Source organism: Agromyces aureus (assembly GCF_001660485.1).
Taxonomy (GTDB): Bacteria; Actinomycetota; Actinomycetes; order Actinomycetales; family Microbacteriaceae; genus Agromyces; species Agromyces aureus.
Genome location: NZ_CP013979.1, coordinates 2,829,239 through 2,841,821, shown reverse-complemented (window position 1 = coordinate 2,841,821; position 12,583 = coordinate 2,829,239). Strand labels below are relative to the sequence as shown.

The window sequence follows — 12,583 nt, the reverse complement described above, 5'->3', positions numbered from 1 at the left end:
CCTAATCGGCGCTTGGTAGGGTGAAGCACGTGACGATACGGGTCGCCGTGGCCGGGGCCACGGGCAAAATGGGCATGCTGGCACTCGCACTCGTCGAGGGCGCCGACGACCTCGAACTGCACGCGGCGCTGTCGTCGAGGTCCGAGCTCGACGAGATGCTCGGAGCCGATGTCGTGCTCGACGTCACGCACCCCGCCGCGAGCGCCGGCATCGTCGAGTTCGCCGCCGGCGCCGGCATTCCGATCGTCGTCGGCACCTCGGGCTGGTCGTCCGACCGCATCGCCGAGATCGAGCGATTCGTGCGCGGCCACGACGAGGCCGGGGCCGTGCTGTTCATCCCGAACTTCTCGATCGGCAGCACGCTCGGTACTGCGTTCGCCGCGCTGGCGGCTCCCTGGTTCGACTCCATCGAGATCGTCGAAGCCCACCATGCTGGCAAGGTCGACTCGCCGTCGGGCACGGCCGTGCGCACCGCCGAGCTCATCGGCGAGGCGCGTGCCGCCGCCGGGCCGGTCGAGGCTCCGCACGCCGATCAGCGCGCCAGAGGCCAGCTCGTCTCGGGGGTGCCCGTGCACAGCCTGCGCATGTCGGGCCTGCTCGCCGAGCAGCGCGTCGTGCTCGGCGGCGACGGCGAGACCCTGACGATCGCGCACTCGACGCTCTCGCCGAGCTCCTACGAGGCGGGCATCCTGCTCGCGCTCCGACGCGCGACCGAGGCGACCGGCGTGACCGTGGGGCTCGGCGCGCTGCTCGGGCTCGACCTGCCCGGCGCGGAGGCACCCGCAGCTGCTGCCCCTGCCGCTCCCGCACCGCCCGCGCCCGCAGCTCCCGCACCTGCAGCTCCCGCACCGCCCGCGCCGGCCGCCGAATGAGCGGCGCGAAGGTCGGCGCCATCTCCATGGCGGTGCTGCTCGCGGTCTACGTGGTGCTCGTCGGATGGCGCGCCGTGCAGTTCGTCGGCACGGGCGAACCGGTCGCGATCGCCATGGGCATCGCCCTGATCGTGCTGCCGCTCGTCGCGGCATGGGCGATCTGGCGCGAACTCTCGTTCGGCTTCCGCTCGCAGCGGCTCGCACGGCGTCTCGAAGACGAGGGCGAGAGCGACCTCGGCATCGAGACCAGCGCGAGCGGACGCCCCGTGCGCGCCTCGGCCGACGCCGAGTTCGACCGGTTCCGGGCCGAGGCCGAGGCCGAGCCCGAATCGTGGCGCGCGTGGATGCGGCTCGGCATGGCCTACGACGCCGCCGGCGACCGCCGACGCGCGCGGCACGCCGTGCGACGGGCTATCGAGCTCGAGCGGGCGAGCTGAGCATCGCGTCGATCGCGGACTCCACGGTCTCGTGGGCGAACGCGAAGCCGTCGTCGAGCAGGCGCTGGGGCACCACCTTCTGGCTCGCGAGCAGCAGGTCGTCGGCCGCCTGACCGAGCGCCAGCTCGAGCACGCGTTCAGGCACCGCGAGCGAATACGGGCGGTGCATGCGCGTGGCCATCGCGCTCATCACGCGGTCAGCCGTCGCCGGCGTCGGGCCGACGAGGTTCACCGGACCCGAGACCTCCGAGTCGAGCAGGTGGATGATCGCGGACACCTCATCGTCGAGCGCGACCCACGGCCAGTGCTGGCCGCCGGTGCCGAGGCGCGCCGAGACGCCGAGCTTCGTCATCAGTCCGACGGGCTTCATCGCACCGCCGTGCCCGATCACGAGGCCCGTGCGGAGGTTCACGGTCCGCGTCTCGTGCGGGGCGAGGCCGGCGGCCTTCTCCCATCGCTCGACGACGTCGACCAGGAACCCGGCCCCCGCGGGGGACGACTCGGTGAGCAGTTCGCCCGGACGGTTGCCGTAGTAGCCGACTGCCGAACCGCTGAGGAACACCGCCGGGGGAGTGCGCGCCTTGCGCATCGCATCGGCGAGCGTGCGGGTCGCGGTGACGCGCGACTCGATGATGGCGGATCGGTACGACTTCGTCCACGGCAGGTGCGACAACGACGCACCCGACAGGCTGATGACGGCGTCGACGCGATCCATCACCGTGAAGTCGATGATGCCCGCCGCTGGCGACCAGGTCACCTCATCGGGCGACTCGGTGCGACGGCGCACCAGTCGGCGCACCTCGTGCCCTTCGGCGGCGAGACGCTCGACGAGCGCCGTGCCGATGAAGCCGGACGCGCCGGCGATGAGGACCCGCACGTCAGGCGAGTTCGGCTTCGATCGTGATCGGGATGCCTGCAAGCGCCTTCGAGATGGGGCAGTTCGCCTTCGCATCCTCGGCGAAGGTCTCGAACTCCGCCTCGGTGAGACCCGGAACCCGCGCGCTCACCAACAGGTGGCTGCCGAGTACGCCCCGACCGGCCTCGAACGTGACGGCCGCCGTCGTCTGGATGGACTCCGGCGCGTGGCCGGCTCCCGTCAGGGCGTGGGCGAGGGCCATCGAGTAGCACGACGAGTGCGCCGCACCGAGCAGTTCCTCGGGGTTCGTGGTGCCGGCCTCGCCCTCGGAACGCGCCCGCCAGTTGACGGGGAACTCGGCGACTCCGGAGGAGTCGAGCTTGGTCGTGCCCGAACCATCGGCGAGCGTGCCGGTCCAGACGGTGGTCGATTCACTCGTGACGGCCATGGGTCCTCCTCGTCGAGCCGGAGTCCCCAGCCTAGCCCGCGACCGGTGCCGAGGGGCAGGCCCGCGTCGGCGAGTGTCAGGCGCGCTGCAGCAGACGCGCGCGAACGAGCAGCAGGTAGATCTGGCATCCGAGGCAGTAGTCGAACACGGCGTTCAGGAACGCCGCGATGAAGGCGAAGCCCGCCGCGATCGCGACCGCGTATTCGACGCCGAAGAGCCCGAGCACGACGCCGACGATCGTCACGATGAAACCCACGAGCTGGGCGAAGGTCGGGGGTCGCGGGTCCTCGAGCTCGGTCGGCGGCGCGAGGCGAGGGCGCACGAACGTTCGGTAGAGCACGCCGAACGGATGCCGCTTCACGCCCGCGACCGCACCCCAGAGGAAGATCGCCGAGAGCGCGGTGAGGAGCGCCCACGCCGTGACCTCGAGGCCGGCGACCGAGAGCACGACCACGGTGAGCAGCAGCACGGCGGTGATCGCCGCGGAGAAGCGCGGTGCGCGCGGGTCGATGCCGGCGGGTGCGCCCGAGGGTGCGGCGGCGGTGGCGACGTCGGGTTCGACGGACTCAGGATGCGACATGGGGGCTCCCGATCAGGGTCTCGAGGTGGGTGCGGACGGCTGCGAGGCGGGGGGCACCGCCGATGCGCGCGGTCGTGGTGCCGTCGGCGCGGAGGATCAGCGTCGTCGGGGTCTGCCGCACGTGGAACCGGTCGGCGAGGTCGGCCCGGTGCGTGAGGTCGATCTCGACGTGGCGCACGCCGTCGTACGACGCGGCGACCTCGCCCAGCTGGCGCGCGGTCGCCGGGCAGCGGCTGCAGTACTCGGTGGAGAACTGCACGAGCGTCGCGGCGTCGCCGAGGTCGGCGTCGGCCAGCCCGAGGGCGGCGGCAGAGGTGCTGCGCGCGGACGCGGCATCCGTCGGCGTGCGAACCCCGGCAGCCGACCGCACGCGACCCGTTCGGGCCCGCCAGACGAGTCCGAGCACGGTGGCGATCGCGGGCAGGCCGAGGCCCACGATGAGCGCCGCCTGCCAGTCCATGGGGCAAGGGTAGGAGCGCGGCGACGCGACGGCCCGAGTGTGACGACGCATGACGGGCGACGATCCGCGCGATGTCGGCCTCGATGCGGTCCCGCCGGGTTAGCATCGATGCGATGTCCGAGACGATCAGCACCCCGTACGAAGACCTGCTGCGCGACGTGCTCGAGCACGGCACGCGCAAGACCGACCGCACCGGCACGGGCACCACGAGCGTGTTCGGGCGCCAGCTGCGGTTCGACCTGTCGCAGGGGTTCCCCCTCGTGACGACCAAGCGCGTGCACTTCAAGTCGATCGCGTACGAGCTGCTCTGGTTCCTCCGCGGCGAGTCCAACGTGGGCTGGCTGCGCGAGCACGGCGTCACCATCTGGGACGAATGGGCGAATGCCGCGGGCGAGCTCGGTCCCGTCTACGGCGTGCAGTGGCGCTCCTGGCCGACCGCGAACGGCGAGACGATCGACCAGATCTCCGAGGTCGTCGAGCAGATCCGCACGAACCCCGACTCGCGTCGACTCATCGTCTCCGCGTGGAACCCGGCCGACATCCCCGACATGGCCCTCGCGCCCTGCCACGCGGTGTTCCAGTTCTACGTCGCCGACGGCAAGCTGTCGTGCCAGCTCTACCAGCGCAGCGCCGACCTGTTCCTCGGCGTGCCGTTCAACATCGCCTCGTACGCCCTGCTCACCCACATGGTCGCCGCGCAGACCGGGCTCGAGGTCGGCGACTTCGTGTGGACCGGCGGCGACTGCCACATCTACGACAACCACGTCGAGCAGGTGCGCGAGCAGCTCACCCGCGCGCCGTTCGCGCCGCCGACGCTGCGGCTCACGCGCACGCCCGACTCGATCTTCGACTACGAGTACGGCGACTTCGAGGTCGTCGGCTACGAGCACCACCCCGCGATCCGCGGCGCCGTCGCCGTATGAGCAGTACCGAAGCGGATGCCGCAGGCAGCCGGGTCGGCCTGATCTGGGCCGAGGCCGCAGGCGTGATCGGCCGAGACGGCGGCATGCCCTGGCACGTGCCCGAGGACCTCGCGCACTTCAAAGCCGTGACTCTCGGCGCACCCGTCGTGATGGGCCGCAAGACGTGGGAGTCCCTGAATGCGCGCTACCGCCCGCTGCCCGGTCGTCGCAACATCGTCGTGACCCGTCAGTCTGAGTGGAGGGCCGACGGTGCCGAGGTCGCGGCATCGGTCGACGCGGCCATCGCCGCCGCTGGTTTCGACTCGCCGTGGACCTGGGTCATCGGTGGAGCGGACCTCTTCGGGCAGGTCCTGCCGACCGCCGACCGCCTCGAGGTGACCGAACTCCGCGGGGCCGGCGGAGCGCAGGCGCTCACGCCCGAGGCAGGCGACACTGCGGCGCCATCGATCGACCACGTCGGCTGGCGCCTCGATCAGGTGGACCCGGACGAGGGGTGGCATTCATCCCGCTCGGGCCTCGAGTACCGCTTCCTCCGCTACGTCCGCGCCTGACCCGACTGCACCGCGGCGGTCGTTTTCGGAACCGATCCTCGGAGAACGAACGCGAAGCTGTACTCGCCGTCGGTACTCCTGAAAACGAGGACGCTCGAGCGGGGCCCGCGTGTCGGCTCGACTCCTGAAAATGAGGAAGCCGGTGGATGCTGCGTGCAGCTCCCAACGGCCGAAGGCGTCCTCGTTTTCAGGAGTTGCCGGACGCTCACGGTTGGTCCTCGGTCGAAAGCCGGCCGCTCTGGTTGTTCGAGAGGCGAGCAGCGGCAGGCGTCCTCCACAGCGACCGGATGTAGTGCGTCTTCTCGATGGGAGGGCCACTGGTCGAGGCCCGTGATCATCGACGCCGATGCTCGGGCCATGCGATTCGAACAGGAGACTGCGGCACTCGGCGGCATTGCGCGGCGATCCGACCTCCGGCGCATGGGCGTCGACGATGAATTCGTCCGTATCCTGGTCGCGCGCGGAGGACTCATCCGCGTGCGGCAGGCGTGGTACGCGCTGCCCGCGACCCACCTCGACGTGCAGCGGGCCTGCCGCGCCGGCGGAAGACTGGCCTGCGTCAGCGCGCTCAGATTCCTTGGGGAGGAGGTCGAAGGTGACGGCCTCCTCCATATCGAGATCGCCGCCAATGCACTGGCGAGAAGGCCCGACCCGGAGTCGGGGCAGGTCAGAGTGCATCAGCCCCGCCGACCCTCGCGCGGCGACCGCGCCGTCGTCGCCATCGACGTTGCTCGCAACCAGTGGGAGCAATGCGGGCGGACGGGACGATAGCCTTGAGGGCGTGACTCAGGAAAACCCCTTCGGACAGGTACTCGTCGCGCTCGTCACCCCGTTCACGGCTGACGGCGAGGTCGATTGGCCCGGGGTCGAGAAGCACATCGACCACCTGATCGAGGGCGGCGCCGACGGCATCGTCGTCACGGGCACCACCGGCGAGACGTCCACCCTCACCGACCCCGAGAAGCTCCGCCTCGTCGAGGTCGCGAAAGACGTGGCCTCCGGCCGGGCGAAGGTCATCACGGGCGGCGGCTCGAACGAGACCGCGCACGCGATCGAGCTCTACAGGCACTCCGAGCAGGCCGGCGCCGACGGCATCATGATCGTCACGCCGTACTACAACAAGCCCACGCAGGCCGGCATCCTGACGCACTTCCGCATGGTCGCCGACGCGACCGACCTGCCCGTGATCCTCTACGACATCCCGGGCCGAACGGGCGTGCCGATCAAGTACGAGACGATCCTGCGGCTCGCCAAGCACCCGAACATCCTCGCGGTGAAAGACGCCAAGGGCGACTTCAGCGAGGTCAGCCGGGTGCTGAACCAGACCGACCTCATGTACTTCTCGGGCGACGACGCCAACGCCCTGCCGCACCTCTCGATCGGCGCGACCGGGCTCATCGGCGTCACCGCGAACATCGCCCCCGCGCCGTACCGCACGATCGTCGACGCCGTGAACCGCGGCGACCTCGCCACGGCGACGGCCGCCCACCAGCAGCTCGAGCCGCTCGTGCGCGCCGTCATGACGCACGTGCCCGGCACGGTCGCGGCCAAGTACATCCTGCACGGCCTCGGCCGCATCGGCAGCCCGCGTGTGCGACTGCCCCTCGTCGGCCCCGAGGAGTGGGAGGCCGCGCTCATCGAAGACGAGATCGACCACGTGCGCGGCGTCGAGGGCGTCGACTTCCGAAACTTCCGACCCGACCGCAACGCCGCCGCCGGCGGCGCGCTGCCCAAGGTCGCAGGCACCACCCGTTAGACCCGCGGATGTCGCGACGCACGCCTGCGCGAGACATCCGCCCCGAGACATCCGCCGGTCACAGGGCCGGCACCGAACTGAACACCGAACCTAGGAGGGCCCATGCCCGATTCCATCATCGAACCTGCCCCGCTGAGCCCGGGAACGCTTCGCATCATCCCCATCGGCGGCCTCGGCGAGGTCGGCCGCAACATGACGAGCTACGAGATCGACGGCAAGATCCTCATCGTCGACTGCGGCGTGCTCTTCCCTGAGGAGCACCAGCCGGGCGTCGACCTGATTCTGCCCGACTTCGGCTTCCTGCGCGACCGCATCGACGACATCGTCGGCGTCGTGCTCACGCACGGCCACGAAGACCACATCGGCGGCGTGCCGTACCTGCTGCGCTTGCGCGCCGACATCCCCCTGATCGGTTCGCAGCTGACCCTTGCGCTCGTCGAGGCGAAGCTGAAAGAGCACCGCATCAAGCCGTACAGCCTCACGGTGAAGGAGGGCCAGGACGAGGAGATCGGCCCGTTCGACCTCGAGTTCATCGCGGTCAACCACTCGATCCCCGACGCGCTCGCCGTCGCGATCCACACCGACGCCGGCACCGTGCTGGCCACCGGCGACTTCAAGATGGACCAGTTGCCGCTCGACGGACGCCTCACCGACCTTCGCGAGTTCGCCCGCCTCGGCGAGGAGGGCGTCGACCTGTTCATGGTCGACTCCACCAATGCGGATGTCCCGGGCTTCACGCCGCTCGAGCGCGCGATCGGTCCCGTGCTCGACGAGGTCATCGCGCGTGCACCGCGCCGCGTCATCGTGGCGAGCTTCTCGAGCCACGTGCACCGCGTGCAGCAGGTGCTCGACGCGGCGCACCAGAACGGCCGTCGCGTGGCCCTGCTCGGCCGGAGCATGGTGCGCAACATGACCATCGCCGCGGATCTCGGATACCTCAAGGTGCCGGAGGGCGTGCTCGTCGACTACAAGAAGGCCGGCGACATCCCCGACGACAAGATCGTCTACATGTCGACGGGGTCGCAGGGCGAGCCGATGGCCGTGCTCAGCCGCATGGCGAACCGGGATCACCAGATCGAGGTCGGCCAGGGCGACACGGTCATCCTCGCCTCGAGCCAGATTCCGGGCAACGAGAACGCGATCTACCGCGTGATCGACGGGCTCACGAAGCTCGGTGCGAACGTCGTGCACAAGGGCAACGCGAAGGTGCACGTCTCGGGCCACGCGGCCGCGGGCGAACTGCTCTACTGCTACAACATCCTGCAGCCGAAGAACGTGCTGCCGATCCACGGCGAGTACCGTCACCTGTTCGCGAACGCGAAGCTGGCGCAAGACACCGGCATCCCCGAGCGCAACACGTTCATCGGCGAGAACGGCACGGTCTACGACCTGCTCGACGGCGAGATGAAGGTGGCCGGCCAGCTCGACCTCGGCTTCGTCTACGTCGACGGCTCGACGGTCGGGGAGATCACCGACGCCGACCTCAAGGATCGCCGGATCCTCGGTGAGGAGGGTTTCATCTCGGTCATCATCGTGGTCGATGCCTCGACGGGTCGCATCATCGTCGGTCCCGAGATCCACGCGCGCGGGTTCGCCGAGGACGACTCCGTCTTCGAAGAGGTGAAGCCCAGGATCTCGGCCGCACTGCTCGAGGCCGCGCAGAGCGGCGTGCGCGACTCGCACGCGCTGCAGCAGATCGTGCGGCGCACGGTCGGCACGTGGGTGAACCGTCGCCTGCGCCGCCGTCCGATGCTCGTGCCGCTCGTCATCGAGGCGTAGCCGGGCGCTGGCGGCAGGGCGCGGCTGCGGCCCGCCGGCGCCACGCGGATTCGTTCACAGGGGCGGGTCGGGACATCCCCGACCCGCCCCTGAATCATCCCCGAGACGGATTCCGCTCGCGGCATGCGCGTCGATAGGTTTGGGCGACCCTTCCCGATCCCTACCGAGATGGAGGCGCAGCCGTGGGTGTCTGGCGCAAATGGATCTTCCCGATCCTCCGAATGGTCCTGGTGGCCGCGATCGCCGTGGCGCTCGTGAAGCTCGCATTCTTCCCCGATGCCTCGCAGACGGATGCCTCGCCGCAGCCGACGGGCACGATCAGCGAGCCGCAGGTCGAGGTGCAGCGCGCGTCGATCCGCAACGACGTGGTGCTCGCGGGCACGGTGTCGCCCGAGCCGGCGGTCGTGATCAAGGCGACGGCCGACGGCACGGTCGACGAGGTGTTCGCGAAGCCGGGCCAGGTGGTCGCGCAGGGCGACGCGCTGTTCGACATCAAGGTCGTCGACGAGCCCGTCGAGCGCACCACGATCGGCCCTGACGGCGTGCCCGTCGTGACGCTCGGGCAGCCTGGGCATCACTTCGAGAAGGTCTTCGCGCCGATCGCGGGTGCGCTCACGGGCTTCGAGGTGCTCGAGGGGCAGGCGATGGCGGTCGGGCAGGCATCGGGCAAGGTCGCGCCGCCGTCGTTCCAGGTCTCGGCACCGCTCGGCGCCGAGCAGCAGTACCGGCTGACGCAGCTGCCGACCGAGGCTCAGGTGGTCATCGCGGGCGGCCCCGCGCCGTTCACGTGCCCGTCGCTCACGATCTCGACGACGGATGCCGCGGCCGGCGCAGATGCCGACGCCGCGAGCTCGGGCGGGGCGGGTGCCGCCGGCGGTACGGCGACCGTCCGCTGCGCCGTGCCGGCCGACGTGAAGGTCTTCTCCGGGCTCACGGCTCAGGTGACCATCGCAGCCGGCAGCGCCGACGATGTGCTCGCCGTGCCGACGACGGCGGTCGAGGGCGGCGCCGAGACGGGCGTGGTGTGGCTCGTGGGCGACGACGGCGAGGGGGCGGAGCACCCGGTGACGCTCGGGCTGACCGACGGCGTCAACGTCCAGATCGTCGACGGGCTCGCCGAGGGCGACGCGGTGCTGCAGTTCGTGCCGGGTGCTCCGGCGCAGCCCGACTGCACGATGGATCCGGCGGCCTGCGGCGGCATGGTCATGGGGCTCGGCACGTGACCCTGATCTCGCTCGAGGGCGTCGGCCGCACGGTCGAGCTCCCCGATGCGGCGCCCCTGCAGATCCTCTCCGCGATCGACCTCGTGATCGACGACGGCGACCGGGTGTCGATCGTCGGGAGGTCGGGGTCCGGCAAGTCGACGCTGCTGAACCTGCTCGGTCTGCTCGACCGCCCGACCCACGGCGAGATCCGCTTCGACGGCGCCGACGTGCGGAGGCTCTCGGACGCGCGGCTCGCGAGGCTGCGCGGCGCGTCGATCGGGTTCGTCTTCCAGCAGTTCAACCTGCTGCCCGGGCGCACGGCGATCGAGAACGTGATGACGCCCCTCCTCTACGACCGGGGCACGGCGTTCTGGCGGCGCGAGCGGCTCGCCGCGGCGATGCTCGAGCGCGTCGGCCTCGGCGCGCGGGTGACCTCGATGCCCGACCGCATGTCGGGTGGCGAGCAGCAGCGCGTGGCGATCGCGAGGGCGCTCGTGCGGCGCCCGCGGCTGATCCTGGCCGACGAGCCGACCGGCGCACTCGACCTCGAGACCGGGGCGACCGTCATGGAGCTCATGGAGGAGGTCGCCGGCGAGACCGGCGCCGCACTCGTCACGATCACGCACGATCCGGCCATCGCGCGCCGGGCGGTGCGGCACCTGCGGCTCGAGGCGGGGCGGTTGGTCCCGCTCGACGGGGCGGCGGGCGAAGGCGGCGTGCCCGCGACATCCGGAACCGTCGTGCATGGCGACCCCGACCTCGAACACGACCCCGACCGTGCAGCCGAGTCCGAACCCCGCACCGTGCTCGAGACCGAACCCGAGGGGGCGCGCGCATGATGCCGTTCCTGGGGCGCACCTTCACGGGTATCGCGTCGACCTTCGTCGAGTCGGCCGAAGAACTGCGCGTCCACCGCACGCGCGTGCTGCTCTCGCTCGTCGGCGTCGCGATCGCGGTGTTCGCGTTGACGACCGTGCTCGGGGCGGCTGCGGTCGCGCAGCAGGCGCTGAACGAGAGCAACGAGCGCAGCTCGGGTCGACCCGCGATGCTCTCCGCGAGTATCTACGCCACCTCGCCCGACGGCGGCACGATCGACCAGGCCCGGATGACCGAGGTCTGGCAGACCGCGGTCGCCCGGCACGGCATCGAATACGAGACGAGGATCGGGTACGGCGCGCTCTCGGCCCAGTTCGTCGACGGCGTGACCCAGGTCGACTCGACGATCGTCGATGCCGATTACGGCATCATGCATCGCACGCCCATGCAGGACGGCTCGTGGTTCGTCGGCTCCGATGCCGACCGGCTCGCTCCGGCGCTCGTGGTCAACGTGCCGTTCTGGCAGCGCCTCGGCTCGCCGGCGATCGCGTCGCATCCGACGGTCGAGCTCCGAGGCGCCGACGGCCCGGTGACGGCGGTCGTGATCGGGGTCGTCCGCACCTCCGACTACGAGACGTATCCGCGATCGTTCGTGCTGGCCGACGCGGCCGAACGCCTCGGGCTGAGCGGCGGGGATCCGAGCGGCTTCGCGGGCGGATTCGACAACGGCTACCAGTACGAGGCCTGGGTGCCCGTCGACGTCGCCGACGAGCTCGCGCTGCGCCTGCAGGGCGAGCTGCAGGCCGGGGCGCCGGGCCTCGAGGCGAGCGTGAACCGGCAGGACTACCTGGCGTGGGAGGGCGGCGACGCGCTGCTCGTGCTGAAGCTCGTCGTCGCGGGTGTCGCCGTGGTGATCCTGCTGCTCGGCGCGCTCGGTCTCGTGACGATCTCGCTCGTCACGGTGAAGTACCGCATCCGCGAGATCGGCATCCGGCGCAGCTTCGGGGCGACCAGCGGCCGCGTGTTCTTCTCGGTGATGATGGAGAGCGTCGTCGGCACTGCGATCGCGGGCGGCATCGGCGTCGCGCTCGCGATCGTCGCCGTGAAGAGTCCGATGTTCGAGCAGCTGGTCGGGCAGGGCATGGTCGAGGACTTCCCGCCGTTCCCGATCGACGCCGCGCTCATCGGCATCGGCAGCTCGGTGCTGGTGGGTGCGCTCGCCGGTCTGCTGCCCGCGCTCACGGCGGTGCGGGTGCGCGTGATCGACGCGATCCGGTTCTGAGGCCGCTCGCTCGTCGCGAGATGAGGGGCGGATGCCGCGAAACACGCCCGAAACGGGCGGGGCGTAGCATCCGCCCATGGCGGACTTCACGATTCGCCCGGCTGTCGTGAGCGACGGATCCTTCCTCGCCGACATGGTGGTCGAGGCGGCGAACTGGCGGGCGGGCTCGATCCGCCCGCGACCCTCGGTGCTGAGCGACCCGGTGTACCGCAACTACATCGCGGGCTGGCAGCGCCCGGCCGATCGCGGTTTCGTCGCGGTCGACGCGCACGGGCGGCCGATCGGCGCCGCGTGGTACCGGCTGCTGGCGTCCGACGTCGCCGCGCACGGATTCGTCGCCGCGGGTGTGCCCGAGCTCATCATCGGCGTTCGCCCGGTCTGGCGCGCGCAGGGCGTCGGGCGGGCGCTGATCCGGTCGTTGACGGAGGTCGCGCGCACCGCGGGCTTCGCACGCCTCGCACTGAGCGTCGAGCACGGCAACCATGCCGAGAGCCTGTACCGCAGCGAGGGGTTCTCGGTGGTCGGCTCGCGCGGCAACCGCGACACGATGGTGCGGCTGCTGTCCTGAGCGTTCTCCCTCGGCGCGCGTTCCCCGTGGTGGCGCAGATCACGGACACT

At 70.8% G+C, this 12,583-nt stretch carries 15 protein-coding genes; 11 read left to right on the top strand and 4 right to left on the bottom strand.

From position 1 onward, the window contains the following. Window positions 1–29 precede the first annotated feature (29 nt). Together dapB and ATC03_RS12765 are read left to right on the top strand one after the other, a co-directional pair. Window positions 30–872 carry a 4-hydroxy-tetrahydrodipicolinate reductase gene (dapB, locus tag ATC03_RS12770; RefSeq protein ID WP_067882122.1) on the top strand — a complete coding sequence of 281 codons (843 nt, stop codon included), beginning with the start codon at window positions 30–32 and terminating at the stop codon, window positions 870–872. Next, window positions 869–1,309: a hypothetical protein gene (locus ATC03_RS12765; RefSeq protein WP_067877691.1), complete on the top strand. Its 441-nt coding sequence runs from the start codon at window positions 869–871 to the stop codon at window positions 1,307–1,309. The genes dapB and ATC03_RS12765 overlap by 4 nt, the downstream gene beginning before the upstream one ends. Here ATC03_RS12765 and ATC03_RS12760 read toward each other — a convergent pair. From ATC03_RS12760 to ATC03_RS12745, 4 genes are all read right to left on the bottom strand, one after another. Further along, complete coding sequence (locus tag ATC03_RS12760) at window positions 1,284–2,186, bottom strand: TIGR01777 family oxidoreductase (RefSeq protein ID WP_067877688.1); 903 nt, start codon at window positions 2,184–2,186, stop codon at window positions 1,284–1,286. The genes ATC03_RS12765 and ATC03_RS12760 overlap by 26 nt on opposite strands. Window position 2,187: 1 nt before the next feature. Continuing rightward, window positions 2,188–2,613: an OsmC family peroxiredoxin gene (locus tag ATC03_RS12755; protein ID WP_067877685.1), complete on the bottom strand. Its 426-nt coding sequence runs from the start codon at window positions 2,611–2,613 to the stop codon at window positions 2,188–2,190. Window positions 2,614–2,689: 76 nt separating this feature from the next. Further along, a complete protein-coding gene (locus ATC03_RS12750) occupies window positions 2,690–3,193 on the bottom strand; it encodes a DUF4395 domain-containing protein (protein ID WP_067877683.1) in 504 nt (167 codons plus the stop codon). Beyond that, complete coding sequence (locus ATC03_RS12745; protein WP_067877679.1) at window positions 3,180–3,653, bottom strand: thioredoxin family protein; 474 nt, start codon at window positions 3,651–3,653, stop codon at window positions 3,180–3,182. Before ATC03_RS12745 ends, ATC03_RS12750 begins: the two co-directional genes overlap by 14 nt. 113 nt (window positions 3,654–3,766) lie before the next feature. Here ATC03_RS12745 and ATC03_RS12740 point away from each other — a divergent pair, with 113 nt between their 5' ends. From ATC03_RS12740 to ATC03_RS12700, 9 genes are all read left to right on the top strand, one after another. After that, window positions 3,767–4,576, top strand: a complete 810-nt coding sequence (locus ATC03_RS12740; RefSeq protein ID WP_067877675.1) for a thymidylate synthase — start codon at window positions 3,767–3,769, stop codon at window positions 4,574–4,576. Then, on the top strand, window positions 4,573–5,127 hold the full coding sequence (locus ATC03_RS12735; protein WP_067877672.1) for a dihydrofolate reductase: 555 nt from the start codon (window positions 4,573–4,575) through the stop codon (window positions 5,125–5,127). Before ATC03_RS12740 ends, ATC03_RS12735 begins: the two co-directional genes overlap by 4 nt. Window positions 5,128–5,457: 330 nt before the next feature. Then, a complete protein-coding gene (locus ATC03_RS12730; RefSeq protein WP_067877669.1) occupies window positions 5,458–5,898 on the top strand; it encodes a hypothetical protein in 441 nt (146 codons plus the stop codon). Window positions 5,899–5,908: 10 nt separating this feature from the next. Then, window positions 5,909–6,883 carry a 4-hydroxy-tetrahydrodipicolinate synthase gene (gene dapA, locus ATC03_RS12725; RefSeq protein WP_067877666.1) on the top strand — a complete coding sequence of 325 codons (975 nt, stop codon included), beginning with the start codon at window positions 5,909–5,911 and terminating at the stop codon, window positions 6,881–6,883. A gap of 102 nt (window positions 6,884–6,985) precedes the next feature. Beyond that, window positions 6,986–8,662 (top strand): ribonuclease J, encoded by a 1,677-nt coding sequence (locus ATC03_RS12720; protein ID WP_067877663.1) that lies wholly within the window; start codon window positions 6,986–6,988, stop codon window positions 8,660–8,662. A 182-nt stretch (window positions 8,663–8,844) separates the two neighbouring features. Then, window positions 8,845–9,885 carry a permuted SH3 domain-containing protein gene (locus tag ATC03_RS12715; RefSeq protein WP_067877659.1) on the top strand — a complete coding sequence of 347 codons (1,041 nt, stop codon included), beginning with the start codon at window positions 8,845–8,847 and terminating at the stop codon, window positions 9,883–9,885. After that, complete coding sequence (locus tag ATC03_RS12710; protein ID WP_067877656.1) at window positions 9,882–10,706, top strand: ABC transporter ATP-binding protein; 825 nt, start codon at window positions 9,882–9,884, stop codon at window positions 10,704–10,706. Before ATC03_RS12715 ends, ATC03_RS12710 begins: the two co-directional genes overlap by 4 nt. After that, complete coding sequence (locus tag ATC03_RS12705; RefSeq protein ID WP_067877652.1) at window positions 10,703–11,965, top strand: ABC transporter permease; 1,263 nt, start codon at window positions 10,703–10,705, stop codon at window positions 11,963–11,965. The genes ATC03_RS12710 and ATC03_RS12705 overlap by 4 nt, the downstream gene beginning before the upstream one ends. Window positions 11,966–12,041: 76 nt before the next feature. After that, window positions 12,042–12,533 (top strand): GNAT family N-acetyltransferase, encoded by a 492-nt coding sequence (locus ATC03_RS12700; RefSeq protein ID WP_067877649.1) that lies wholly within the window; start codon window positions 12,042–12,044, stop codon window positions 12,531–12,533. Window positions 12,534–12,583 lie beyond the last annotated feature (50 nt).

What these genes read in the sequence shown, in the direction of transcription:
- ATC03_RS12765 (WP_067877691.1), top strand. Translation starts at nt 869, where the DNA reads ATGAGCGGCGCGAAGGTCGGCGCCATCTCCATGGCGGTGCTGCTCGCG.
- ATC03_RS12755 (WP_067877685.1), bottom strand. Translation starts at nt 2,613, where the DNA reads ATGGCCGTCACGAGTGAATCGACCACCGTCTGGACCGGCACGCTCGCC.
- ATC03_RS12750 (WP_067877683.1), bottom strand. Translation starts at nt 3,193, where the DNA reads ATGTCGCATCCTGAGTCCGTCGAACCCGACGTCGCCACCGCCGCCGCA.
- ATC03_RS12745 (WP_067877679.1), bottom strand. Translation starts at nt 3,653, where the DNA reads ATGGACTGGCAGGCGGCGCTCATCGTGGGCCTCGGCCTGCCCGCGATC.
- ATC03_RS12740 (WP_067877675.1), top strand. Translation starts at nt 3,767, where the DNA reads ATGTCCGAGACGATCAGCACCCCGTACGAAGACCTGCTGCGCGACGTG.
- ATC03_RS12735 (WP_067877672.1), top strand. Translation starts at nt 4,573, where the DNA reads ATGAGCAGTACCGAAGCGGATGCCGCAGGCAGCCGGGTCGGCCTGATC.
- ATC03_RS12720 (WP_067877663.1), top strand. Translation starts at nt 6,986, where the DNA reads ATGCCCGATTCCATCATCGAACCTGCCCCGCTGAGCCCGGGAACGCTT.
- ATC03_RS12705 (WP_067877652.1), top strand. Translation starts at nt 10,703, where the DNA reads ATGATGCCGTTCCTGGGGCGCACCTTCACGGGTATCGCGTCGACCTTC.
- ATC03_RS12700 (WP_067877649.1), top strand. Translation starts at nt 12,042, where the DNA reads ATGGCGGACTTCACGATTCGCCCGGCTGTCGTGAGCGACGGATCCTTC.